This is a genomic window from Leclercia sp. 29361 (assembly GCF_011290365.1).
In the GTDB taxonomy this organism is placed as follows: Bacteria; Pseudomonadota; Gammaproteobacteria; order Enterobacterales; family Enterobacteriaceae; genus Enterobacter; species Enterobacter tamurae.
In genome coordinates this window covers 4520606-4543910 of the sequence record NZ_CP049786.1, presented here as the reverse complement: position 1 = coordinate 4543910, position 23305 = coordinate 4520606, and the positions used below count along the sequence as shown (strand labels likewise).

Below are 23305 nucleotides of genomic sequence, written 5' to 3'. Positions count from 1 at the left end.
GCCGCCTCCTAATGACAGTCGCTGGCCGGGCTGTCGCAGCAGGCCGCTGCGGTTCTGCCTTTCGCCAGCAGGTTGACATCCACGCGGCTGCGCGCCCGGCGCAGCAGGCCCATCACTACCACGTTAAACAGCACCACCGCCAGGATACAGACCAGGCTGTAGTGCGGATGCTGGCTGAAGTTCACCGTCTGGTAGTACACCGTTGCCAGCGAGTAGGCAATATTCAGCCCCCAGAGGACAGAAAAGCCCATCCAGCCGCGGCTCGATTCGCGGGCGATGGCCCCCATCACCGAGATGCATGGAATGTAGAGCAGGACGAAGATCAGGTAGCTGTAGGCCGCCGAGGCGCTGCCAAACTTCTCGCTCATCACGCCCATCGCGCCGGTTGCCATCTCCCCATCGCCTTTGCTGGCTTCAATCGGGTTGGCCAGCACGCTCAGACTGAAGGTCTCTTTCAGGCTCTGCCAGGTTTCATCCACCGCGCTGAACAGTTCGTCCCCGAGGTGGAACTCCGCCGGGTTGAATTCCTCGTCCTGAATATTTTCTGCGGTGTAGAGGGTGTTCAGTGTGCCGACCACCACCTCTTTCGCCATCGCGCCGGTGAATAGCCCGACGGTGGCCTGCCAGTTGTCTTCATGCACGCCAATCGGTTTGAACAGCGGGGTGATGACGCGGCTGACGGAGGCCAGCGCCGAGTCGTTAATGTTGTCCGCCGCCTGGCCGCTGAGCGTAAAGCTGTTCAGGGCGCTGAGGAAGATACTGACCACCACAATTACTTTACCCGCCCGCAGGACAAAGCCTTTCAGCCGCTGCCAGGTCTGGATCAGCAGGCTTTTCAGATGCGGGACGTGGTAGACCGGCAGCTCCATCACGAACGGCGATGCTTCGCCACGCATGATGGTGTGTTTGAGCATCAGGCCGGTGAGGATCGCCATCACGATGCCCAGCACGTACAGCGAGAAGACCGCCAGCGCCCCCTCCTGGCCGAAGAAGGCCGCAGCAAACACCGCGAAGATTGCCAGCCGGGCGCCACAGGACATAAACGGTGCCATCATGATGGTCATCAGGCGTTCGCGGGGCGCATCCAGGGTGCGGGCACCCATCACCGACGGGACGTTGCAGCCGAAGCCGACAATCAGCGGCACGAACGATTTACCCGGCAGGCCGAGGGCCTGCATCAGGCGATCCATCACGAAGGCCGCGCGGGCCATGTAACCGGAGTCCTCCAGGAAGGAGAGGAACAGATACATCATGCCGATCTGCGGCACCAGCGGCAGGACGGTGTTGATGCCGCCGCCCAGCCCCTGGGCAAGGAAAATGGTCAGCCACTCCGGCAGGTGCAGGGTGTAGCCCAGCCACTGAATGCCGTGAATGAAGATCGCCACCGAGCCGACATCAAACAGCGGCTGTAACGCGCCGCCGATGTTAATGGCCAGCAGGAACATCACGTACATCACCAGCAGGAACACCGGCAGGCCAAGGAAACGGTTGAGGATCACGCTGTCCATCGCCCGGGTAAAGCGGCTTGGCTCGGCGGTGAGGGCGTTGCTGACCACGTCGCAAATGGCATTAATGCTCTGATAGCGGGCATCGGCAATGTGCAGGGCCGGGTCGTCCAGCTCATCGTTTAACCGTGCAAGGGAGACATCCAGATACTGCGCGGCATCACCGGCATAGGCGCGGCTGTAGATATCCCCTTCCAGCATCTGCAGGCCGAGCCAGTGACGCTGTTTGAACGGCATGCTGTGCGCCATCTCCTGGGCGAGGATCCCGGCTTCCCGCAGCAGCGGCTGGGCGTAATGCACCAGCTCTACGTCGGCATTATGGCTGTGGCGGTCAATCGCCAGCTTAAGGGCGTCGATCCCGCGGGCGCGGGTAGAGACCAGTGGCACCACCGGGCAGCCGAGACGGGCGGAGAGGGCGTCGACGTCGATGCGGATCTGCTGCTTTTCCGCAATATCGAGCATGTTCAGCGCCACCACGCAGGGGATGCCCAGCTCCAGCAGCTGTAAGGTCAGGTAGAGGTTGCGCTCGAGGTTCGAGGCATCCACCACGTTGATCAGCAGGTCAGCGTCGCCGCTCAGAATGTAGTGGCAGGCGATCTGCTCATCCAGCGAAGTCTGGGAGGAGATGGTGGTTAATGAGTAGGTGCCGGGCAGATCGACGAGGGTGACCTGATTATCGGTCGTCGCGAACTGACCCTCTTTACGTTCGACGGTGACACCCGCCCAGTTACCGACCCGCTGGCGCGCGCCGGTAAGCTGGTTAAATAAGGTGGTCTTGCCGGAATTGGGATTGCCAATTAAGCCAATGGTTAATTTTTTCATTCTTTTCGACTCGCTACGGGAGCTGGCGTGTTATTGAGACAGGGCTTCAACTTCTATTAAGGCGAGATCTTTCTTACGCAGAACCAGATTCACACGTCGGGTTTCGATATGCACCGGATCGCCCAGTGGCGCAACGCGCACCACATTGAAAGAGGAGCCGGGCAGCATCCCTAAAGAGAGCAGTTTCTGCCGATAGGCCGGGCTGATGTCGCGGGTGAAGCCGGTAATTTTCCACGCGCTGTCTGGAGTGAATTGCATAGTGCCTACTTAACGGACGGTTAAATAATCAACAGGCACAATGGTAATGAGAATGGTTTCCGTCATCAATAATTAATATGTGACGGAATGTAGATACGGCTATTAATTTGCGGACTGATTGACCTTGCTCAATATTTGCGGGCAATGATGGTAAGAGATAAAAAGATTTATTGTTAATGGAGTGATAATTATTAGTTTAAATACGGATATGCAATCGGTTTCATATTTATAAAATAGGTGAGTATGTTTTTATTTTAATTCTTGCGGTCTGCTTGCCGGGCGGCACTGCGTTTGCCCGGCCTACAAACCGTAGGCCCGGTAAGCGAAGCGCCACCGGGCATTACGTATGTTAGCGTTTTTTACCCATTGCCGCCGCCAGCGCATCCATCATCGCGCTGTTGCCGGATGGCTGTACTTCCCGCCCGCGCGGTTTCGCCGCCGGACGCTGCTGCTGACGGGCATCGCTGTTCCCGCCGCCACGACGGGCGTTGGTCTCGCCGGGCTGCTCGTCCAGACGCATGGTCAGGGCGATACGCTTGCGCTGCAGATCCACCTCCAGCACTTTCACCTTCACGATGTCGCCGGCTTTCACCACGGTGTGCGGATCCTGCACGAACTTGTCGGCCAGAGAGGAGATATGCACCAGACCGTCCTGATGCACGCCGATATCGACAAAGGCACCAAAGTTAGTGACGTTGGTGACCGCGCCTTCCAGTACCATGCCCGGCAGCAGGTCGTTCATCGTCTCCACGCCGTCGGCAAAGGTCGCGGTTTTGAATTCCGGACGCGGGTCGCGGCCCGGCTTCTCCAGCTCTTTGATGATGTCGGACACTGTCGGCACGCCGAACTTCTCATCGGTGAAGTCGACCGCTTTCAGGTTACGCAGCTCGCTGCTGTTACCCATCAGCGTCTTCAGCGCCTGCTGAGTGGCCGCCAGAATGCGCTCAACAACCGGGTAAGCTTCCGGGTGAACGGTGGAGGCATCCAGCGGGTTGTCGCCGTGGTTGATACGCAGGAAGCCTGCGCACTGTTCGAACGCTTTCGGCCCCAGACGGCTCACCTTCAGCAGCTGCTGGCGGTTCTGGAACTGACCGTTCTCGTCACGCCAGGCAACGATGTTTTGCGCCATCATACGGGTTAAGCCCGCCACGCGGGTCAGCAGGGCGACGGAAGCGGTGTTCAGGTCAACGCCGACGGCGTTCACGCAGTCTTCCACCACCGCATCCAGCTTGCGCGCTAGCTGCGTCTGGCTGACGTCATGCTGGTACTGGCCCACGCCGATGGATTTCGGGTCGATCTTCACCAGCTCGGCCAGCGGATCCTGCAGGCGGCGGGCGATAGAGACCGCGCCACGCAGGGAGACGTCCAGATCCGGGAATTCGAGGGCGGCCAGTTCAGAGGCGGAGTACACCGAGGCACCCGCTTCGCTGACAATCACCTTTTGCGCCGTCACTTTCGGGAACTGCTTCTGCAGATCGAGGAAGAAACGCTCGGTTTCACGTGAGGCGGTACCGTTGCCGATCGCCACCAGCTCAACGTTGTGCTTCTCACACAGCGCTGCCACGGCGACGGCCGCTTTGGCCGCCTGGCCGGTGTGCGGGTAGATGGTGTCGGTAGCAACCAGCTTGCCGGTGCCGTCCACGACCGCCACTTTTACGCCGGTACGCAGGCCTGGATCGAGACCCATGGTAGCGCGCAGGCCCGCCGGAGCGGCCATCAGCAGATCGTGCAGGTTACGGGCAAAAACGTTAATCGCCTCGTCTTCGGCGCGTTCGCGCACGGTGCCCATCAGTTCGGTTTCGAGGTGCATCAGCACCTTGATGCGCCAGGTCCAGCTCACCACCCCTTTGCGCCAGCTGTCCGCCGGGGCGTTGTTCAGGCGCAGGCCGAGATGGTCGATAATAATCTGCTCGCCGTGGCTCTCTTTCGGCGGCTCGTCAAACTGCGGGTCGGCATTCAGGGAGAGCTGCAGCACGCCTTCATTGCGGCCACGGAACATCGCCAGCGCGCGGTGCGACGGCGCGGTCGAAATCGGTTCGTGGTGATCGAAGTAGTCGCGGAATTTCGCCCCTTCTTCCTCTTTACCGGCGACGACGGTGGAGACGATATGGGCGTTCTTCCACAGGTAGTCACGCACTTTTGCCAGCAGGGCAGCATCTTCGGCAAAGCGTTCCATCAGAATGTAGCGTGCGCCATCGAGGGCGGCTTTGGTGTCAGCCACGCCTTTATCGGCATCGATAAACGTCGCGGCTGCGGTTTCCGGGTCGTGGGACGGCGTGGTCCACAGCAGATCCGCCAGCGGCTCGAGGCCGGCTTCAATGGCGATCTGCCCGCGGGTGCGACGTTTTTGTTTGTACGGCAGGTAGAGGTCTTCGAGTTCGGTTTTATTCAGGGTGGTGTTAATGGCTTTGGCCAGATCGTCGGTCAGCTTGCCCTGTTCACCGATGGATTTCAGGATCGCCTGACGCCTGTCTTCCAGTTCACGCAGATAGCCAAGGCGGGTTTCCAGGTTACGCAGCTGCGTATCATCCAGACCGCCAGTCACTTCCTTACGATAACGTGCGATAAACGGCACGGTGTTCCCTTCATCAAGCAGGCGAACGGCAGCTTCTACCTGTTCCGCCCTTGCCTGAAGTTCACCCGCAATAATGCGGCAGAGCGAATCTTTCATCATGGCTATTTCATCTTGTGGGTCGAAAAAATCAGGGGATAGTTATACGGACTGACACGGCAAAATGCCAGCCGCCGCGCCAGGCTCTCGGATTGTTCCGGCGGGTTATTTCACATAGTCGATGGCGTTCACATACCAGGTCGCTTCCCCGGCGGGGGTATGCACCACGGCCAGATCGCCAACCTCTTTTTTCAGCAGCGCCCGGGCCATTGGCGAGTCGATCGAGATGTAATCCTTACGACCAAAAATTTCATCGTAGCCGACAATCCGAAAGCGCTTCAGATCGCCATCGTCGTTTTCGATCTCCACCCACGCGCCGAAGAAGACTTTGCCCTCCTGCTGCGGGGAATAATCGACAATTTTCAGGTGCTCGAGGCATTTGGTCAGATAGCGCACCCGGCGATCGATTTCCCGCAGCCGCTTTTTGTTGTACTGGTAATCGGCGTTTTCACTGCGGTCACCGAGGCTGGCAGCCCAGGTCACTTTTTTGGTCACCTCCGGGCGCTCTTCCCGCCACAGCGTGTCCATCTCTTTCTTCAGATTTTCATACCCTTCGCGGGTGATCAGGGGCGTTTTCATTCTCTGGCCTTACGACTTTGGTTGCATACCTTGCGCACATTACGTATCACTTAGCTTAACAGACAAGATTAATAATGAGTTATGTGACGAATTGTGCAGATAAGCTGCTGTAAAATATGCTTTGTAACAATTTCGACTAGAATTTATACCAGAATTAGCTGGTCGTGAACGCCCACTTTTTTAGAATACGCTGTTCAAGATTATCCGAACCTTTGGGAGTACTGACAATGCAAGAGAATTATAAGATTCTGGTGGTGGATGACGACATGCGCCTGCGTGCGCTGCTCGAGCGTTATCTGACCGAGCAGGGCTTCCAGGTTCGTAGCGTCGCCAACGCCGAACAGATGGATCGCCTGTTGACCCGCGAATCCTTCCACCTGATGGTGCTGGATCTGATGCTGCCGGGTGAAGATGGGCTCTCCATCTGCCGCCGCCTGCGTAGCCAAAGCAACCCGATGCCGATCATTATGGTCACGGCGAAAGGGGAAGAAGTTGACCGTATCGTGGGCCTGGAGATTGGCGCCGACGACTACATTCCAAAACCGTTTAACCCGCGTGAGCTGCTGGCCCGTATTCGTGCCGTACTGCGTCGTCAGGCGAACGAACTGCCGGGCGCGCCGTCGCAGGAAGAGGCGGTGATCGCCTTCGGTAAGTTCAAGCTGAACCTCGGTACCCGCGAGATGTTCCGTGAAGACGAGCCGATGCCGCTGACCAGCGGTGAATTTGCGGTCCTCAAAGCTTTAGTCAGCCACCCGCGTGAGCCGCTCTCCCGCGACAAGCTGATGAACCTGGCGCGTGGCCGTGAATACTCCGCGATGGAGCGTTCCATCGACGTACAGATCTCCCGCCTGCGTCGCATGGTGGAAGAGGATCCGGCGCATCCGCGCTATATCCAGACCGTCTGGGGTCTGGGCTACGTGTTTGTCCCGGACGGCTCTAAAGCATGAGGCGAATGCGTTTCTCGCCGCGTAGCTCGTTTGCCCGCACCCTGTTACTGATCGTCACCCTGCTGTTTGTCAGCCTGGTGACGACCTATCTGGTGGTGCTGAACTTTGCGATCCTGCCGAGCCTCCAGCAGTTTAATAAGGTCCTGGCCTACGAAGTACGTATGCTGATGACCGATAAACTGCAGCTGGAGGACGGCACGCAGCTGGTGGTACCACCGGCGTTTCGCCGTGAAATCTACCGTGAGCTGGGGATATCGCTCTATTCCAACGAAGCGGCGGAAGACGCAGGCCTGCGCTGGGCACAGCATTACGAATTCCTCAGCCAGCAGATGGCGCAGCAGCTGGGTGGCCCGACGGAAGTTCGCGTTGAGGTCAACAAAAGCTCGCCGGTGGTCTGGCTAAAAACCTGGCTGTCACCCAACATCTGGGTGCGCGTGCCGCTGACCGAAATCCATCAGGGCGACTTCTCGCCGCTGTTCCGTTACACCCTGGCGATTATGTTGCTGGCGATAGGCGGCGCCTGGCTGTTTATCCGTATCCAGAACCGACCGCTGGTCGACCTGGAGCACGCGGCGCTTCAGGTCGGTAAAGGTATTATCCCGCCTCCGCTGCGCGAGTATGGCGCGTCGGAAGTGCGGTCGGTGACCCGCGCCTTCAACCATATGGCGGCTGGCGTTAAGCAGCTGGCCGACGATCGAACCCTGCTGATGGCCGGGGTCAGCCATGACCTGCGCACTCCGCTGACGCGTATTCGCCTCGCCACTGAAATGATGGGCGAGGAGGACGGCTACCTGGCGGAGTCCATCAATAAAGACATCGAAGAGTGCAACGCCATTATCGAGCAGTTCATCGACTACCTGCGCACCGGGCAGGAGATGCCGATGGAGATCGCCGAGCTGAACGCGGTGCTGGGCGAAGTGGTGGCGGCCGAGAGCGGTTACGAGCGTGAGATCGAAACCGATCTGCAGCCGGGGGATATCACCGTTCGCATGCATCCACTCTCCATCAAGCGTGCAGTGGCGAATATGGTGGTTAACGCCGCTCGCTACGGCAACGGCTGGATCAAGGTCAGCAGTGGGTCTGAACTGAACCGCGCCTGGTTCCAGGTGGAGGATGACGGTCCGGGCATTAAGCCGGAGCAGCGTAAACATCTGTTCCAGCCCTTTGTGCGTGGCGACAGCGCGCGCAGCACCAGCGGCACCGGTTTAGGCCTGGCGATTGTTCAGCGTATCGTGGATAACCATAACGGTCTGCTGGAGATTGGTACCAGCGAGCGGGGCGGGTTATGCATCCGCGCGTGGCTACCGGTTCCGTTTACGCGACAGGTGAAAGAGAGTTAAAAAAGTGGGTGCGGCCTGATGCCCTCACCCCGGCCCTCTCCCACAGGGAGAGGGTGCAAATATCAAAAAAGGCAACTTGCGTTGCCTTTTTGCTTTTACCTTGGTCCCGCACTCACCAACGCCGCACCTGCTGGCGTATCGGTGTACTTCTCGAAGTTTTCCTTGAACAGTTTCGCCAGCTGGGTGGCTTTTTCCTGCCACTGCTCCGGTGAACCGTAGGTATTGCGTGGGTCGAGGATATGGCTGTCCACGCCCGGCAGTTCGGTCGGGATTGCCAGATCAAACATCGGCAGGGTGAAGGTCTCTGCATCATCCAGGGAACCATTCAGAATGGCGTCGATAATGGCGCGGGTATCTTTGATCGAGATACGCTTGCCGGTGCCGTTCCAGCCGGTGTTGACCAGGTACGCCTGGGCGCCAGAGGCCTGCATGCGCTTCACCAGCACTTCAGCGTACTGGGTCGGGTGCAGCGACAGGAAGGCTGCGCCGAAGCAGGCGGAGAAGGTGGGGGTTGGCTCAGTCACGCCGCGCTCGGTCCCGGCCAGCTTGGCGGTAAAACCGGAGAGGAAGTGATACTGGGTCTGGCTGGCGGTCAGGCGTGAAACCGGCGGCAGCACGCCGAACGCGTCGGCGGTGAGGAAGATCACCTTGGTCGCGTGACCGGCTTTCGACACTGGCTTAACGATGTTGTCGATGTGATAGATAGGGTAGCTGACGCGGGTGTTCTCGGTTTTTGACGCATCGTCAAAATCGACCGAGCCGTCGGCACGTACCGTCACGTTCTCCAGCAGCGCATCGCGGCGGATCGCCTGGAAGATATCCGGCTCCGCTTCTGCCGACAGACGAATGGTCTTGGCGTAGCAGCCGCCTTCAAAGTTGAACACACCGTCATCATCCCAGCCATGCTCGTCGTCGCCAATCAGGCGGCGTTTCGGGTCGGTGGAGAGGGTGGTTTTCCCGGTGCCGGACAGGCCGAAGAACACCGCCACGTCGCCTTTCTCGCCGACGTTTGCCGAGCAGTGCATGGAGGCAATGCCCTGTAACGGCAGCAGGTAGTTCATTACCGAGAACATCCCTTTCTTCATTTCGCCGCCGTACCAGGTCCCGCCGATCAGCTGGATACGCTCCGTCAGGTTAAAGGCGACAAAGTTTTCTGAGTTCAGCCCCTGTTCTTTCCAGTTCGGGTTGGTGCACTTCGCACCGTTCATCACCACAAAGTCAGGTTCGAAGCTCTGCAGCTCTTCATCGGTGGGGCGAATGAACATGTTCTTCACGAAATGCGCCTGCCAGGCGACTTCGGTGATGAAGCGGACGGAAAGACGGGTGTCGGCGTTAGCGCCGCAGTAAGCATCCACAATGAACAGACGCTTACCGGAGAGTTGTTGGGTGACGAGGGATTTCAGCTGCTGCCAGATTTCCGGGGAGATCGCTTTGTTGTCGTTCTTCCCTTTACCATTATCCGCCCACCACAGGGTGTCGCGGGTGGTGTCGTCACGGACAATGTACTTATCTTTTGGCGAACGGCCGGTAAAGATACCGGTATCGACAGCGATAGCGCCGGTGGTCGTCAATATACCGCGTTCGTATCCTTCCAGTGCTGGATTGAGCTCTTCCTGATACAGCGTATCGTAATCGGGGTTGTAGACGATATCGTGAGCATCGTTGATACCATAAGCCTTGAGATCTTGCGGGGTTAAACCATTAACACGCATATCACTGCTCCTTAGCCAATATATACTGCCTTAAATTGTAGGGTTTTTCCTCGAATGTTAACCGCGACCGGGCTCATAGATTTGCGTATCTGGACAAAAACCCTTTATGACGGAAAACGCTGTGACTCCTGTCACTTCGCGGAGCAGATTATGGCAGGAATCACTTTTTGGTTGGTGAAAATGTTCTGAAAAGGTTAATTGCTGGTAAATTTAACTGCGAGAATGTGAGTGTAAGCGCATACATGAAAGTAAATTACCAAAGACTTACATTACTGATAACGATTCAGCAGGAGCGGAAGGAATAGTGAGTAAAATGAAAGGGTAGCGGAGCGGAGAGAAAGGTCAACTGCCCCCGGGAGAGGGCAGTTAACGGAACAACTTAGTGCAGCTGAGGATCGGCCGGGGAGGCGTTATTGCGGATCTCGGCAATGTCCATTGCGTTGAAGACGTAATGCGAACCGCAGTAATCGCAGTGCATGTCGATCTCGCCTTCTTCCGCCATGATGCTGTCAATCTCTTCATCCGGCAGGGTTTTCAGCGCGCCCGCGCAGCGTTCACGGGAACAGGTGCATTTGAACTCCACGTCCTGCGGATCGTACAGCGTCACCTCTTCTTCGTGGTACAGACGCCACAACACGTCATTCGCTGGCAGGGTGAGCAGCTCTTCCGCTTTGATGGTTTCGGTCAGCGTGGCCAGATGCTCGAAATCATTGGTCTGAGCATCCTGCGCAGGCAGAACCTGGAGCAGCATACCGCCGGCTGCAGGCTGGCCATCCACTTCACCGGTACGGATGAACAGGCGAGTTGGCAGCTGTTCGGAACGCATGAAGTAATCTTCCAGGCAGGCCGCCAGAGTATCGCCTTCCAGACCGACCACGCCCTGATAGCGTTCACCCTCTTCCGGAGAGATGGTGATCACCAGGTAGCCGTTACCGACCAGCGTTTTCAGGTCGGCGCCTTCGGGGATCTCCCCCTGTACGCGCGCCACGCCGCGCATCTGCTGCTGGTTGTTGCCGTTGATCACCGCCAGGTTCATCGGGCCATCGCCCTGCAGCTGCACGGTGATATCACCGGCAAATTTCAGGGTGGCGGTCAGCAGGCTGGTGGCTACCAGCAACTCACCCAGCACGGTTTTCACCGGCTGCGGATAGTTGTGGTTTTCCATGATCTGTTTCCAGGTTTCGGATACCGTTACCAGCTCGCCGCGAACGGCAAATTGTTCAAACAGATAGCGGTGTAATTGGTCGTGTTGGGCCATAGTCATCTCTCGTTCAGCAAGAATCACTCATTCTCGCCATTTTTAAATTTAATCAGATCGCGACGTTCTTTCTTGTCCGGTCGCCTGTCGGGATGCGGCATGGTCAGGGCATTTAACTTACGCGCCTGCGCCATCTTCTCGCGCTTTTCAACGCTTTCGGCCGTCTCTTCATACAGGGTGCTGGCTTCCGTTGCCGGGCGACGCTGTTCGGTGATGTTTTTCACGATCACCGTCCGTTCGTCGTTGCCCTGACGCAGGGTCAGGGTGGCGTTCAGCTCCACGAGCTTGCTCGGTTTGCTGCGCTGCCCGTTGTAATGCACTTTGCCGCCTTCAATCATTTCCCGGGCGAGGGCGCGCGTTTTGTAAAAGCGGGCAGCCCACAGCCATTTATCCAGTCTTACCCCTTCGGAGGGTTTCTCTTTCATGGCTTCTCCTTCACGGTGAGTGAGGGGATCATCCGGCGATAGTCGTTCAGCCCCGGATGCCGCAGATAGCTTTTTTCAGCCAGGCCAGAATCAGGATTGGTGACGCCAAGGCAATAACGAATGCCAAAGGTTGCCGCCGCATCCAGAATCGGTTCGCTGTCATCAATGAACAACGTACGTTCTGGCTGCAGGCCGGTCTCTTCTGCCACCGCCTGCCACAATCGCTGATCCTCTTTCGGATAACCAAATGTGTGGGTGGAAAGTAATAAATCAAGGTGTGAAGCCAGTCCGGTATGTTCCAGCTTCACCGCCAGATTATGCGGATGCGCGTTGGTCAGCAGTATGCGCCGCTTGCCGCTCGCTTTCAGGGCATCAAGAAAGGGAACGGTATCTTCACGCAGCACGGCATGCGGGCCCTGAGCGGTGGTCATCGCGCAAATATCCAGACCGAGGCGTTCGCTCCAGTAGTCCAGGCAGTACCAGTTTAGCGTATGTTGTACGGCGGTATATTGCTGGCGGATGAATTCCTGCGCTTCTGCCAGGGAGATCCCCTGCTGCTCGCCGTAGGTTTCCGGTACCAGTTTTTGCCAGAAGTGATTATCAAACGCGAGATCGAGCAGTGTGCCGTCCATATCCAGCAGGACGGTATCGACCTCCTGCCAGGCGATATCAAAATGCATCGGGGAATACTCCAGCCAGAAGAAACGTGCGCGACAGGGTAGCATATCCTGCCGCGCGGGAGCGTTATCCGATCAGGCTCTCAGGCGCGGGGATAAGCTTCGGGTTGAGGCAATTTTCGTAGTATTGCTGAATATCGGCCAGGCGGGTACGCGAGCGCTGGTAGCGGCGCAGGGCCATAAAGGCGTTCCAGAGCATACACACCACCATTGTCAGCATCAGCAGGGAGGTGGCGATGTAGCGCCATAGTCCGGCGCTGTCCGGCATGCTGTGCAGCTCGACATGGCGGGTGCCGTTGGCATCGGTAAAGAGGCCCGTCACAATCCCTTCCGCGCTGAACGGCGTGCGCATCAGCATCTGCGCCAGGCGTTGAAACTCGCCCCACTGCTCCTGAGCCGGGTAATCATACAGCGCCACCGACGGGTAGGGCTGATCCACCAGCTCACTGCCTTCGTCGCTGACGATCACAAAGCCGCCGGGAGCCGGGCTGTTAAGCGCCTGGGCGGCACGTGAGGTTTCGCGCATGACGAACGGTGCGGTAGAAGTGGCGACCAGGTTTTCCAGCGACTCGGCGCTAACCGGACGCAGCAGAACGTTGACGCCATCGAGACGGCCGCCATCGGCACGTTTGACCAGCGCCTCCCAGTCTTTGCTGTTGCCGAGGTTCACCAGCGCATTTTTCAGCCTGATGCACTCATCCTGCTCGGCACACAGCTCCTGGGTTTTCAGCACGATATCGCCAAAGTCATCCAGCAGGATCATGCCCGATTTCTGAATGGCGGAGCGTAATGCCGGGCTGACGCGGGAGTTATCTTCCGGTTTAGGGTGCAGCTGGCTCGACAGCGCCTGGGTCAGGGCCGTGGCTTTGTTGACGATATCGGATTCTGGCAGCGGCAGGGGGGCTGCGTCATTCCAGATCACCTGTGAGCAATCAAACGGCGTAAAGGGTGAGCTCTGGCGTGCATTCCAGGTGCCAGGGGCATGGATATTACACATCCCGGTCCCCTTCAGACGCAGCGTATCGCCAATGCGTACGCCCGCGCTTTCGAGCTCCCCGACGCTGGTGGCCTCGATGGTCTGAGCGCCTTTAATCCACGACAGGGTAAATTTGATCGGCATATCCAGCGGGACGAGGAAAACCAGCATCGCCAGTACCAGCCCGGCGCCGCCGGCAATTACCGTGCTGCGCAGCCAGTGCTGTAGCGGAAAGTTTTTGACCTCGTCATGCAGGGATAAATAGCGCCCCTGACGCACGACGTGCCGGTCCAGATAGATATCAATATCGGTTTTTTGCCCTAAATCCTGGGCCAGCCACGGCTGCCAGTGGCGGGGGTAGATCAGGTCGATAATGCCGAGTGAGATATTGTTGACGTGGTCCTGATCGTTTTCGCCAAACAGGCCCCAGCGTTTTGGTGTGCCGCGCAGGCAGTGGATCTCACGCAGCGCATTTTTAGCCGGTGGGGCGAATAATCCCCAGAGTCCTGCCGCCAGCAACAGCACGCCACCCCCGGCAAGCCACGGGGCAAAAACATCCGGGCTCATCAGGCAGAAGAAAAAGAGCAGGAATGCGGTGACAATCAGCAGCGCTTCGCGAATGCCGTCCGGACGGCTCAGGGCGTACTCTTCGTGCGTCTCCTGGCGAATATTCAGCAGCTCAATCTGCTCGGTCTCTTCACCACGAATCGAGGCCTGGGTTGAGCTGACGTGCTCCAGCACAAAGTTCGGTGCTTCCTGAACATACTCCGCGATGGAGTGACCATTGAGGGCGATCACCAGCGGGATGGAGTCGGTGTGGATCAGCTCAACGCTGTTTTCATCATTGATGTACTGCTCCCAGGACGGCGGGAGATGCACCTCAGCCGAGTCGAGGTAGTAACGCCATTTATTGGGATCGTCAGTGGTAATACCGTAGCGGGTAATGGAGCGCGTCACGCAGAGCACGGTATTGCTCTCAGCATTGAGGCTTAACGAGACCGGCGCGGCGCTGGCACCTGTCGCCGGCGTCTGCTGGATACGGTTGAAAGACTCAAGGTATTGCTCAATCGCGCTGCGTTCTTCAGCGGTGAGCTTGCGGGTATTCGCCCCGGCAAAGGCATTATGATAAGGCAGGCGATATCGACGCTGCGCCCGACGTCTGTACAACCACCCTGCAATGCATGCGCAGGCCAGCACAGCAGCGATGACAATCAAAATGGTGCTCATGCTTTCCCCATCTTACTTTTTCTTACAGGTGTAGTCAGTAGCACCTTTTTAACAGTGAACGCGTGTCTGTGGTTGGCTATCGGCATGTAAGGCGTTGAACTTGAGCAAATTGAAGCGCATCCCAGTGATCGCTGATGATAGCAAAGCTAAACCTGACGGGATATCAGCAAATTCCTGGAATAATTTCAAGCTCTTGACTTTTGACCTGAATTAAGGAATGAATCTGCATAGGTTACATAAATGTAAATAAAGCGCGATTGACATTGCCGAAACCGTGCGGCGTATCGCACAATGAGGGCAGTTCACCCAGCAAAGACCCGTCAAAATGAGCAAACCCTTACAAAAGCCCACCATCCTGAATGTTGAAACCGTCGCTAAATCGCGTCTGTTTAATGTTGAAAGTGTGGACCTGGAGTTCAGTAACGGCGTGCGCCGCGTCTACGAGCGTATGCGTCCCTCCACGCGCGAAGCCGTCATGATTGTGCCCATTGTTGACGAGCATCTGATCCTGATCCGCGAATACGCGGTGGGAACCGAATCTTACGAGCTCGGCTTCTCCAAAGGGCTGATTGATCCTGGTGAATCGGTGTTTGAAGCTGCGAACCGTGAGCTGAAAGAAGAGGTGGGGTTTGGTGCGAAGGAGTTAACCTTCCTGAAAAAACTCAGCATGGCGCCCTCCTATTTTTCCAGCAAAATGAATATTGTGCTGGCGGAAGATCTCTATCCGGAATGGCTGGAGGGGGACGAACCCGAGCCGCTGCCGCAGGTGCGCTGGCCGCTGGCGCATCTGATGGACCTGCTGGAAGAGCCTGATTTTAACGAAGCCCGGAACGTGAGCGCGCTGTTTCTGGTGCGGGAGTGGCTGAAAGGGCAGGGCAGGTTGTAGCAGGATCCCCCCTCTCCCAACGGGAAAGGGGGCAGACGTTTTAGAACAGCTCTTGTGTCTCGCCGTTATCAATCAGTGTTGTACCCACCTCATGCACCGCCTGATGCGTTGGCTGCGTGCCTTCGATGAAATACTCTTCCCGACTGCTGCCGCCATTGGACAGCTGACCGCTGTAGCGATCGATATTGACCGTCACTACGCCTGGCGGTGGCGTTAATGGCTGCTCCGGCACACCGTCCAGCAGCATCTTCATAAAGGCATCCCACGCTGGCTGAGCACTTTTGGCCCCGCCTTCGTAACCGGAAATCTGATCCTTAATCGCCCCGGACGCCGTGGTACGGCCTAAATCACGGCGGTGATCGTCAAAGCCGATCCACACCGAGGTCACCGCACCAGGACCGTAACCTGAGAACCAGGCATCTTTCGAACTGTTGGTGGTCCCGGTCTTGCCGCCAATATCCTTGCGCTGCAGATCGCGACCGGCACGCCAGCCTGTACCCTGCCAGCCCGGCTCGCCAAAGATATTGCTGTTCAGCGCGCTTTTGATCAGGAACGCCAGCGGCGTGTTAATTACATGCGGGGCGTACTCCTGAGCACCGGTCTGCGCAACCAGCGCCTGGTTAGCCTGCTCAAGCTGCGGCATCGGCACCGCCGCGTTTTGTTGCGACTGAGAAATGGCGACATCTTCCATGTCCTGATTGTTCAGGGATTCTGATTTTGGCGTATCGCCATAAATCACCGGAATGTCACACTCTGCGCAGGCAATTTTCGGTTTCGCTTCGAACAGGACGCCGCCCTGATCGTTCTCGATTTTGCTGATGAAGAACGGATCGACCAGGAAGCCGCCGTTCGCCATCACCGCATAACCGCGCGCAACCTGCAGCGGGGTAAAGGAGGCAGAGCCCAGCGCCAGCGACTCGGTATGCACGATGTTCTGTGCCGGGAAGCCGAAGCGTTGCAGATACTCCGCCGCATAATCGACGCCCATGGCGCGCATGGCGCGAACCATCACCACGTTCTTCGACTGCCCCAGCCCCTGACGCAGGCGAATCGGTCCGGCGTACTCGGCCGGTGAGTTTTTTGGCCGCCAGTCGGAACCGGCCCCGGCATCCCAGCGGGAGATTGGCACGTCATTGAGGATACTGGCGAGGGTCAGGCCTTTATCCATTGCCGCGGTGTAGAGGAACGGCTTGATATTGGAGCCGACCTGGCGCAGCGCCTGGGTAGCACGGTTAAATTTGCTCTGGTTGAAATCGAAGCCGCCCACCAGCGCCAGCACCGCGCCGTTGTGCGGGTCGATGGAGACCAGTGCGGAGTTAACGTCCGGGATCTGCCCCAGCCACCAGGCGTCGTTCACCTGACGGACCCAGATCTGCTGACCCGCCTGTACCGCATCGGTCACTTTGCGCGGGGTTGCGCCCTGCTGCGTATCTGAACGATACGGACGCGCCCAGCGGATGCCCTCCATGCGCAGCGACACCGAAGTGCCGTCCGCGAGCATCGCGGTGGCTTCCTGCGGATTGGCATGGGTCACCACTGCCGCCACAAACGGCCCGTAGCCCGGGAGCGGTTTCAGGGTATCGGTGATCTTTTTGCTGTCCCAGGCGGGCTCGCCCACCTTCCACAGCACGTTTGACGGGCCGCGGTAGCCGTGGCGCATGTCGTAATCAATCACGTTGTTACGTACCGCCTGCTGCGCGCCCTGCTGGACGTTGCGGCTGATTGTGGTGTAGACGCGGTAGCCATCTTCGTAGGCCTGCTCACCGTAGCGGGAGACCATCTCCTGACGCACCATCTCGCTGAGATAGGGTGCGGAGAAGGCAATTTCCGGCGCATGGTAGTTGGCGTCAATCGCCTCGTTACGCGCCTGATCGTACTGGGTCTGGCTGATATAGCCTTCGCTCAGCATACGCGACAGCACCACGTTGCGGCGGGCGGTAGCGCGATTGAGTGAGTAGAGCGGGTTGAAGGTGGAGGGCGCCTTCGGCAGACCGGCGATGGTCGCCATTTCACTCAGGGTTAACTGTTCAATGGATTTGCCAAAATAGACCTGCGCCGCCGCACCCACGCCATAGGCACGGTAGCCGAGATAGATCTTGTTGAGGTACAGCTCCAGGATCTCATCTTTATTCAGCATCTGCTCAATGCGGATCGCCAGGAACACTTCCTTCACCTTACGTATCAGCGTTTTTTCAGGGCTCAGGAAGAAGTTACGTGCCAGCTGCTGGGTAATGGTACTCGCACCCTGAGAGGCATGGCCGGAGAACAGCGCTACGCTGGCGGCACGGAAAATCCCCACCGGATCGACGCCATGGTGCTCATAAAAGCGGCTGTCCTCGGTGGCAATAAAGGCTTTCACCATGACGGGTGGGATCTGATCCAGGGTCAGCGGGATACGGCGTTTCTCACCGTACTGGGCGATAAGCTCGCCATCCGTGCTGTAGACCTGCATCGGGATCTGGAGTCGTACATCACGAAGCGTGGCGACATCAGGCAGTTGCGGCTCAATATATTTGTACAAACCAAAAATCGAGCCTGCTCCAAGCAGAATGCAACAGACTGCAAGGATCAATAAATACTTTACGAACTTCACTGGAGATTTCCCATTTAGTTTGAACTGGGCAGTTTCTAAACAATCGCGCGGTAGTATAAAGGCAAGCCTGTAGCATTGATATAGCCGTTATCCCCCGGGACGATAAGGAGATCGTGAAACATGGCGTTTAAAACATGGCATACAGGCGTTCATATTCAACAGGATAAGGTGCTGGCCGTCGCGCTGGTGCGCGAAAAGTCGGGATGGGGGTTGCGCCGCTGGTGGCAGCTCCCCCTGGCGGTGGGCATTATTCGCGACGGGCAAATTCTTCAGCCCGAACAACTGGCTGCGGCGCTGCGTGAATGGCGCCAGATGCTGCCTCATCAACATCACATTTTTCTCGCCTTTCCGGCCGCCCGTACCCTACAGCGCACGCTGCCGCGTCCGTCGATGACCCTGCGGGACAGCGAACAAGCCGCCTGGATCGCCGCGGCGATAAGCCGTGAGCTGGAGATGCCCCCCGATGCCCTGCGGTTTGACTATGCGGAAGATACCTTCAGCCAGGCGTATCACGTGACGGCGGCGCAGAATAAGGAGATCGCGACGCTGCTGGAGCTGGCCCGGGTACTGCGTTTACGGCTGGCAACGGTCACACCTGATGCCGGGGCGCTGGCGCACCTGCTGCCCTTTGTGCAAGCCCCGGCCCAGTGCGTTGCCTGGCGCGACCGGGACCAGTGGCTCTGGGCGATGCGCCACCAGTGGGGCCGACGCGGGCTGGCGGAGGCCCCGGACGTCGATCGGCTGGCCGCCCTGCTGGCGCTCAGGGTCGACGAAATCGCCTGCTGTGGGGCGGGCAACTTCGATCCCTGGAGCGTGCTATCCCGCACCCAGCCGCCGCTGCCGGAAAACGGGGCAGATTTCAGCGTCGCGCTGGCGCTGGCGACCGGAGAGCACTCCCGATGAGGACCGCCAATCTCCTGCCGTGGCGTCAGCAGCAACGACGTCGCTGCCTGCGCTTCTGGGGGCTGATGTTTACCGGCTCGCTGCTGCTGGCGCTAATGCTCTGCGCCGCTATTCGGGCCAGCAATCCTCTGGTGACACGCGCTTACTTGCTACGACAACAAAGCGATCTGGCCCTGCGTCAGGGGCTGGAGCAGCGGCAAAAGCAGTGGATGGCGTTACAGGCCCGGCAGCAGCAACAGCAGCGGTGGGCAGTTCACAAAGCGAAGACGGAAGCCTGGCAACCGGCATTGATCGCCTTATCCCGCCTCCTGCCGGAGCAGGCGTGGCTGGCGCAGCTGCGCTTCCAGCATCCAACCCTCTCGCTGACCGGCTACGCCGCCACGCAGCCCGCCCTTACGGCGCTGGAGACGGCCCTGGGTCAGATACCAGGCTTTACCCCCGGTGCTCCGGGGGAGATGCGACAGGATGCCCAGGGCCGCTGGCAGTTTAGCTGGACGCTGACCCGTAAGGAGAGTGGTGATGCGGATCCCTCCTGACAGCTGGTATGCCATGACGCCGCGCGGCCGCTGCCTGTGTTGGGGGCTCAGTTCAGCGCTACTGCTGAGCTGCCTCACCGGGATGCAATGGCGAATGCAGGATCGGCAGACCGCGACGCAGCAGGCTCAGCACACGCGTAATGTCGAGGCCCATGCCCGACTGTGGACCGCCGTGCGTAAGCTCTCACCCCCTGACGACGCACAATCTGCCGTGGCAGCAGAGCCATTTTCGCCGCTGGCGTTTGATACCGATGCGCTGCGGATGGTTCGCTGGCAGCCCGGGGGAGCAGGGGGCGAACTGGTGATGGAGGCGACGTGGGCGCAGATCCCCTCCCTGTTTGCCACTCTCGCCCGGCGCGACGTTGCGGTGGGGCGTTTTAGCATTCAGCCCGGGCAGAACAGGTTACAGATAGTCATGCAGCTGGAGCGCCAGGATGCGGGTTAAGTGCGGAGTGCTGCTATTACTGCCGCTGCTTCTTGGCCTGCGCGATCCCTTTCAGGCCCCGGAATCACGCTGCCCGACTGCCACGCTGCGGCAGTGGCGTTATGTCGGGGTGGTGCTGGGTAAGGTGCCGGTGGCGATCGTCAGGGATGAAAGGTCGCGCTGGCTGCGCCTTCGTTACGGCGACACGCTGGCGCAAGGCGGACGGGTGGCGGCGCTGGATGAAACAGAACTGGTCATCGATATGCCCGGGACGTGTGAACCGGCGCAGTGGCGATGGCAACGACAAGGAACCAAACAGGATGAAAACAGGGATCGTGGCATTACTGCTGGTAAGTAGCCAGGCGCTGGCCGCGGAGCCAGCACCGGTAAGCCTGGTGGTGGATGAGGTGCCGGTCGCCCAGCTTCTGCAGGCGCTGGCGGAGCAGGAGAACCGCAACATGATTATCTCCCCGGGCGTCAGCGGCAATGTCTCTCTGCGTCTGCAGGAGGTGCCCTGGCAGCAGGCGATCCAGACGGTAGTCACCAGCGCCGGGCTGGTCATGCGCCAGCAGGCGGGCATTTTTTATATCCATACCGCCGACTGGCAGCAGCAACAGCAGGCCAAAAAAGAGGCCGAGCGAACAAAACGGCAGCTCAGCGCGCCGCTGGAGGCGCGGAGTTTTCCCCTCTCTTATGCCGATGCAGGAGATTTACAGGCGGCTGCCGAAAAGCTCCTTAGTCCAAAAGGCAGCCTGGCGGTAGACAAACGCACCAATCGCCTGCTGGTGCGCGATACCCGGGCTGCGCTGGAGGCACTCCAGCACTGGGTAGCGCAGATGGATCTCCCCGTGGCTCAGGTAGAGCTGGCCGCGCATATCGTCAGCATGAGTGAGAAAAGCCTGCGCGAGCTGGGGGTGAAGTGGAATCTGGCTCAGGGGCAGCAGCCCGGTAAATCCGGACAGCTGACGATGCTCAGCAGCGATCTGTCTGTCAACAATGCCACTGCCCAGGTGGGGTTTAATATCGGGCGGATCAACGGTCGGCTGCTGGATCTCGAACTCTCCGCCCTGGAGCAGAAGCAGCAGGTCGATATCATTGCCAGCCCGCGCCTGCTGGCGTCGCACATGCAGCCCGCCAGCATCAAACAGGGCAGCGAGATCCCCTATCAGGTCTCCAGCGGCGAGAGCGGCGCGACGTCGGTTGAATTTAAAGAGGCGGTGCTGGGGATGGAGGTGACGCCGGTGGTGCTGGCCAACGGACGGGTACGCCTGAAGCTGCGTATCAGTGAGAACGCCCCGGGTCAGGTTCTGCAGCAGGCCGATGGCGAAACGCTGGCGATCGATAAGCAGGAGATTGAAACTCAGGTCGAGGTCAAAAGCGGTGAAACGCTGGCCTTAGGCGGAATTTTTTCTCAGAGGCATAAAACCGGCAGCGAAACTGTGCCAGGCTTGAGCCGTATTCCTTTACTGGGGCAACTTTTTCGTCATCAGGGAAAAGACAACGAACGCCGGGAGTTAGTGGTTTTTATCACGCCTCGTCTGGTTGCGACGCCTTAATGTCCCACAATGCCCCGCGTGATTTTGCATACTGTTTGTTGCAGATGTTTGACGTGGGGCATGAATTAGCATACAAGGAGTACCGATTTGAGAATCAGCTTACTCAATCTCACTCCTTAATAACTTAAGCGGCATGCAGGGTGATTTAATCTGTTGCCAAACAAGCAAGAGTATTGAGATAATTTTTAGTCTGACTCTCGCTCTATCGCATATGAGGTTTCAGTTCATGTCCTGCTACGCACGATATCGGTGCAGCGGGTTTACCATTAACGAATAGTCTTAGTAGTACCGAAAAAATGGCAGAGAAACGCAATATCTTTCTGGTTGGGCCTATGGGTGCCGGCAAAAGCACTATTGGGCGCCAGTTAGCTCAACAACTCAATATGGAATTTTACGATTCTGATCAAGAGATTGAGAAACGAACCGGAGCTGATGTGGGCTGGGTCTTCGATGTAGAAGGCGAAGAGGGTTTCCGTGACCGTGAAGAAAAAGTCATTAATGAACTTACGGAAAAACAGGGCATTGTGCTGGCTACTGGCGGCGGCTCTGTAAAATCTCGCGAAACTCGCAACCGTCTCTCCGCCCGCGGTGTCGTGGTCTATCTCGAAACGACCATCGAAAAACAGCTGGCGCGTACGCAGCGTGATAAAAAACGCCCGTTGCTGCAGGTTGAGACACCTCCACGCGAAGTTCTGGAAGCCCTGGCTGGTGAACGCAATCCGCTGTACGAAGAGATTGCCGACGTCACCATTCGCACAGACGACCAGAGCGCTAAAGTGGTCGCAAACCAGATTATTCATATGCTGGAAAGCAACTGATTCTGGCTTTATATACACTCGCCTGCGGGTAAAAGCATTTAAGGTGGATGTCGCGCTATGGAGAGGATTACAGTCACTCTCGGTGAACGGAGTTACCCTATCACTATCGCGGCTGGTTTGTTTAACGACCCAGCTTCCTTCTTACCACTGAAAGCGGGTGATCAGGCAATGCTGGTCACCAACGAGACGCTGGCTCCGCTTTATCTCGACTCTGTGCGTCAGCGCCTTGAACAGGCTGGCGTGAAGGTCGACAGTGTGATTCTGCCTGATGGCGAGCAGTATAAAAGCCTGACGGTACTGGATACCGTCTTTACCGCATTACTGCAAAAACCGCATGGTCGCGATACTACACTGCTGGCGTTAGGCGGCGGTGTTGTTGGCGATCTTACGGGGTTTGCTGCGGCAAGCTATCAGCGTGGCGTACGTTTTATTCAAATTCCTACCACGCTGTTGTCGCAGGTCGACTCTTCTGTTGGCGGCAAAACAGCCGTTAACCATCCGCTTGGCAAAAACATGATTGGCGCGTTCTACCAGCCCGCTTCGGTGGTGGTGGATCTCGACTGTCTGCAAACCCTGCCTCAGCGTGAGCTGGCGTCGGGCCTGGCGGAAGTGATCAAGTACGGCATTATTCTGGACGGCGCGTTCTTTAGCTGGCTGGAAGAGAATATGGATGCCTTATTGCGCCTGGATGGTCAGGCGATGGCGTACTGTATTCGCCGCTGCTGTGAGCTGAAAGCAGAAGTCGTGGCCGCAGACGAGCGCGAAACAGGCTTACGTGCTTTACTGAATCTGGGACATACCTACGGTCATGCTATCGAAGCCGAAATGGGCTACGGTAACTGGCTGCATGGCGAGGCCGTGGCGGCGGGAATGGTAATGGCCGCGCGCACCTCGGAACGTCTGGGTCAGTTCAGCAAGGCGGATACGCAACGCATTATCACGCTGCTTGAGCGTGCCGGGTTACCGGTGACGGGGCCGCGTGAAATGTCTGCGCAGGCCTACCTGCCGCATATGATGCGTGATAAAAAAGTATTAGCAGGCGAGATGCGTCTGGTACTCCCGCTTGCGATAGGTAAGAGTGAAGTGCGTGGCGGTGTGCCGCACGATGTAGTTCTTGGCGCTATTGCTGATTGTCAGCAGGCGTAACTATTAGAAAGGTCCGGCTGCGGTAAACGTAGCCATTTTGCTTCAG

General features: G+C 58.0%; 20 protein-coding genes. 10 read left to right on the top strand and 10 right to left on the bottom strand.

Translation table 11 applies throughout. The features are described 5' to 3' along the window. Positions 1-8: 8 nt before the first annotated feature. The 4 genes from feoB to greB form a co-directional block, all read right to left on the bottom strand. Positions 9-2327 carry a Fe(2+) transporter permease subunit FeoB gene (feoB, locus tag G7090_RS21790; RefSeq protein WP_166184410.1) on the bottom strand — a complete coding sequence of 773 codons (2319 nt, stop codon included), beginning with the start codon at positions 2325-2327 and terminating at the stop codon, positions 9-11. A gap of 30 nt (positions 2328-2357) precedes the next feature. Next, positions 2358-2585 carry a ferrous iron transporter A gene (gene feoA, locus G7090_RS21785; protein ID WP_106995215.1) on the bottom strand — a complete coding sequence of 76 codons (228 nt, stop codon included), beginning with the start codon at positions 2583-2585 and terminating at the stop codon, positions 2358-2360. A 349-nt stretch (positions 2586-2934) separates the two neighbouring features. Beyond that, a complete protein-coding gene (locus G7090_RS21780; RefSeq protein ID WP_166184408.1) occupies positions 2935-5259 on the bottom strand; it encodes a Tex family protein in 2325 nt (774 codons plus the stop codon). A 102-nt stretch (positions 5260-5361) separates the two neighbouring features. Then, positions 5362-5835, bottom strand: coding sequence for a transcription elongation factor GreB (gene greB, locus G7090_RS21775; protein ID WP_166184406.1), 474 nt, complete (start codon positions 5833-5835; stop codon positions 5362-5364). A gap of 227 nt (positions 5836-6062) precedes the next feature. On the opposite strand from greB, the gene ompR reads away from it, so the two are divergent. Continuing rightward, complete coding sequence (gene ompR, locus G7090_RS21770) at positions 6063-6782, top strand: two-component system response regulator OmpR (RefSeq protein WP_001157751.1); 720 nt, start codon at positions 6063-6065, stop codon at positions 6780-6782. Continuing rightward, positions 6779-8122 (top strand): two-component system sensor histidine kinase EnvZ, encoded by a 1344-nt coding sequence (gene envZ, locus G7090_RS21765; RefSeq protein WP_106995212.1) that lies wholly within the window; start codon positions 6779-6781, stop codon positions 8120-8122. Before ompR ends, envZ begins: the two co-directional genes overlap by 4 nt. Before the next feature lie 95 nt (positions 8123-8217). Here envZ and pckA read toward each other — a convergent pair whose 3' ends face one another. From pckA to G7090_RS21740, 5 genes are all read right to left on the bottom strand, one after another. Then, a complete protein-coding gene (pckA, locus tag G7090_RS21760) occupies positions 8218-9834 on the bottom strand; it encodes a phosphoenolpyruvate carboxykinase (ATP) (protein ID WP_166184404.1) in 1617 nt (538 codons plus the stop codon). A 379-nt stretch (positions 9835-10213) separates the two neighbouring features. Further along, on the bottom strand, positions 10214-11092 hold the full coding sequence (gene hslO / locus G7090_RS21755) for an Hsp33 family molecular chaperone HslO (RefSeq protein ID WP_106995210.1): 879 nt from the start codon (positions 11090-11092) through the stop codon (positions 10214-10216). A gap of 23 nt (positions 11093-11115) precedes the next feature. After that, positions 11116-11517, bottom strand: a complete 402-nt coding sequence (hslR, locus tag G7090_RS21750) for a ribosome-associated heat shock protein Hsp15 (RefSeq protein ID WP_032614815.1) — start codon at positions 11515-11517, stop codon at positions 11116-11118. Further along, a complete protein-coding gene (yrfG, locus tag G7090_RS21745) occupies positions 11514-12197 on the bottom strand; it encodes a GMP/IMP nucleotidase (RefSeq protein ID WP_166185516.1) in 684 nt (227 codons plus the stop codon). The genes hslR and yrfG overlap by 4 nt, the downstream gene beginning before the upstream one ends. Positions 12198-12261: 64 nt before the next feature. Then, entirely contained in the window at positions 12262-14397 is a 2136-nt protein-coding gene (locus tag G7090_RS21740) for an intracellular growth attenuator family protein (RefSeq protein ID WP_166184401.1), read from the bottom strand. A gap of 325 nt (positions 14398-14722) precedes the next feature. Here G7090_RS21740 and nudE point away from each other — a divergent pair, with 325 nt between their 5' ends. Then, complete coding sequence (gene nudE / locus G7090_RS21735) at positions 14723-15283, top strand: ADP compounds hydrolase NudE (protein ID WP_106995207.1); 561 nt, start codon at positions 14723-14725, stop codon at positions 15281-15283. Between the two features lie 40 nt (positions 15284-15323). Here the strand turns inward: nudE and mrcA are convergent, their stop codons facing one another. After that, positions 15324-17876 carry a peptidoglycan glycosyltransferase/peptidoglycan DD-transpeptidase MrcA gene (gene mrcA / locus G7090_RS21730; RefSeq protein ID WP_166184399.1) on the bottom strand — a complete coding sequence of 851 codons (2553 nt, stop codon included), beginning with the start codon at positions 17874-17876 and terminating at the stop codon, positions 15324-15326. Positions 17877-17996: 120 nt separating this feature from the next. Between mrcA and G7090_RS21725 the strand changes: the two genes are divergently transcribed. The 7 genes from G7090_RS21725 (at position 17997) to aroB (ending at position 23259) form a co-directional block, all read left to right on the top strand. Beyond that, complete coding sequence (locus G7090_RS21725; RefSeq protein ID WP_166184397.1) at positions 17997-18779, top strand: DNA utilization protein HofM; 783 nt, start codon at positions 17997-17999, stop codon at positions 18777-18779. Next, the gene (locus tag G7090_RS21720) at positions 18776-19315 is read left to right on the top strand and encodes a PilN domain-containing protein (RefSeq protein ID WP_166184395.1); all 540 of its coding nucleotides are present in this window, start codon (positions 18776-18778) and stop codon (positions 19313-19315) included. The genes G7090_RS21725 and G7090_RS21720 overlap by 4 nt, the downstream gene beginning before the upstream one ends. Next, the gene (locus G7090_RS21715; protein WP_166184393.1) at positions 19299-19760 is read left to right on the top strand and encodes a hypothetical protein; all 462 of its coding nucleotides are present in this window, start codon (positions 19299-19301) and stop codon (positions 19758-19760) included. Before G7090_RS21720 ends, G7090_RS21715 begins: the two co-directional genes overlap by 17 nt. Continuing rightward, complete coding sequence (locus tag G7090_RS21710; protein WP_166184391.1) at positions 19750-20097, top strand: HofP DNA utilization family protein; 348 nt, start codon at positions 19750-19752, stop codon at positions 20095-20097. Before G7090_RS21715 ends, G7090_RS21710 begins: the two co-directional genes overlap by 11 nt. Further along, positions 20060-21295, top strand: coding sequence for a DNA uptake porin HofQ (gene hofQ / locus G7090_RS21705; protein WP_166184389.1), 1236 nt, complete (start codon positions 20060-20062; stop codon positions 21293-21295). Before G7090_RS21710 ends, hofQ begins: the two co-directional genes overlap by 38 nt. 296 nt (positions 21296-21591) lie before the next feature. Further along, the gene (aroK, locus tag G7090_RS21700) at positions 21592-22113 is read left to right on the top strand and encodes a shikimate kinase AroK (protein WP_010436374.1); all 522 of its coding nucleotides are present in this window, start codon (positions 21592-21594) and stop codon (positions 22111-22113) included. Positions 22114-22170: 57 nt separating this feature from the next. After that, positions 22171-23259: a 3-dehydroquinate synthase gene (aroB, locus tag G7090_RS21695; RefSeq protein WP_166184387.1), complete on the top strand. Its 1089-nt coding sequence runs from the start codon at positions 22171-22173 to the stop codon at positions 23257-23259. Positions 23260-23305 lie beyond the last annotated feature (46 nt).

What these genes read in the sequence shown, in the direction of transcription:
- ompR (WP_001157751.1), top strand. Translation starts at nt 6,063, where the DNA reads ATGCAAGAGAATTATAAGATTCTGGTGGTGGATGACGACATGCGCCTG.
- envZ (WP_106995212.1), top strand. Translation starts at nt 6,779, where the DNA reads ATGAGGCGAATGCGTTTCTCGCCGCGTAGCTCGTTTGCCCGCACCCTG.
- yrfG (WP_166185516.1), bottom strand. Translation starts at nt 12,197, where the DNA reads ATGCATTTTGATATCGCCTGGCAGGAGGTCGATACCGTCCTGCTGGAT.
- hofQ (WP_166184389.1), top strand. Translation starts at nt 20,060, where the DNA reads ATGAAAACAGGGATCGTGGCATTACTGCTGGTAAGTAGCCAGGCGCTG.
- G7090_RS21720 (WP_166184395.1), top strand. Translation starts at nt 18,776, where the DNA reads ATGAGGACCGCCAATCTCCTGCCGTGGCGTCAGCAGCAACGACGTCGC.
- feoB (WP_166184410.1), bottom strand. Translation starts at nt 2,327, where the DNA reads ATGAAAAAATTAACCATTGGCTTAATTGGCAATCCCAATTCCGGCAAG.
- greB (WP_166184406.1), bottom strand. Translation starts at nt 5,835, where the DNA reads ATGAAAACGCCCCTGATCACCCGCGAAGGGTATGAAAATCTGAAGAAA.
- G7090_RS21715 (WP_166184393.1), top strand. Translation starts at nt 19,299, where the DNA reads ATGCGGATCCCTCCTGACAGCTGGTATGCCATGACGCCGCGCGGCCGC.
- G7090_RS21740 (WP_166184401.1), bottom strand. Translation starts at nt 14,397, where the DNA reads ATGAGCACCATTTTGATTGTCATCGCTGCTGTGCTGGCCTGCGCATGC.
- G7090_RS21725 (WP_166184397.1), top strand. Translation starts at nt 17,997, where the DNA reads ATGGCGTTTAAAACATGGCATACAGGCGTTCATATTCAACAGGATAAG.
- aroK (WP_010436374.1), top strand. Translation starts at nt 21,592, where the DNA reads ATGGCAGAGAAACGCAATATCTTTCTGGTTGGGCCTATGGGTGCCGGC.
- hslO (WP_106995210.1), bottom strand. Translation starts at nt 11,092, where the DNA reads ATGGCCCAACACGACCAATTACACCGCTATCTGTTTGAACAATTTGCC.
- nudE (WP_106995207.1), top strand. Translation starts at nt 14,723, where the DNA reads ATGAGCAAACCCTTACAAAAGCCCACCATCCTGAATGTTGAAACCGTC.
- aroB (WP_166184387.1), top strand. Translation starts at nt 22,171, where the DNA reads ATGGAGAGGATTACAGTCACTCTCGGTGAACGGAGTTACCCTATCACT.
- pckA (WP_166184404.1), bottom strand. Translation starts at nt 9,834, where the DNA reads ATGCGTGTTAATGGTTTAACCCCGCAAGATCTCAAGGCTTATGGTATC.
- feoA (WP_106995215.1), bottom strand. Translation starts at nt 2,585, where the DNA reads ATGCAATTCACTCCAGACAGCGCGTGGAAAATTACCGGCTTCACCCGC.
- hslR (WP_032614815.1), bottom strand. Translation starts at nt 11,517, where the DNA reads ATGAAAGAGAAACCCTCCGAAGGGGTAAGACTGGATAAATGGCTGTGG.
- G7090_RS21710 (WP_166184391.1), top strand. Translation starts at nt 19,750, where the DNA reads ATGCGGGTTAAGTGCGGAGTGCTGCTATTACTGCCGCTGCTTCTTGGC.
- G7090_RS21780 (WP_166184408.1), bottom strand. Translation starts at nt 5,259, where the DNA reads ATGATGAAAGATTCGCTCTGCCGCATTATTGCGGGTGAACTTCAGGCA.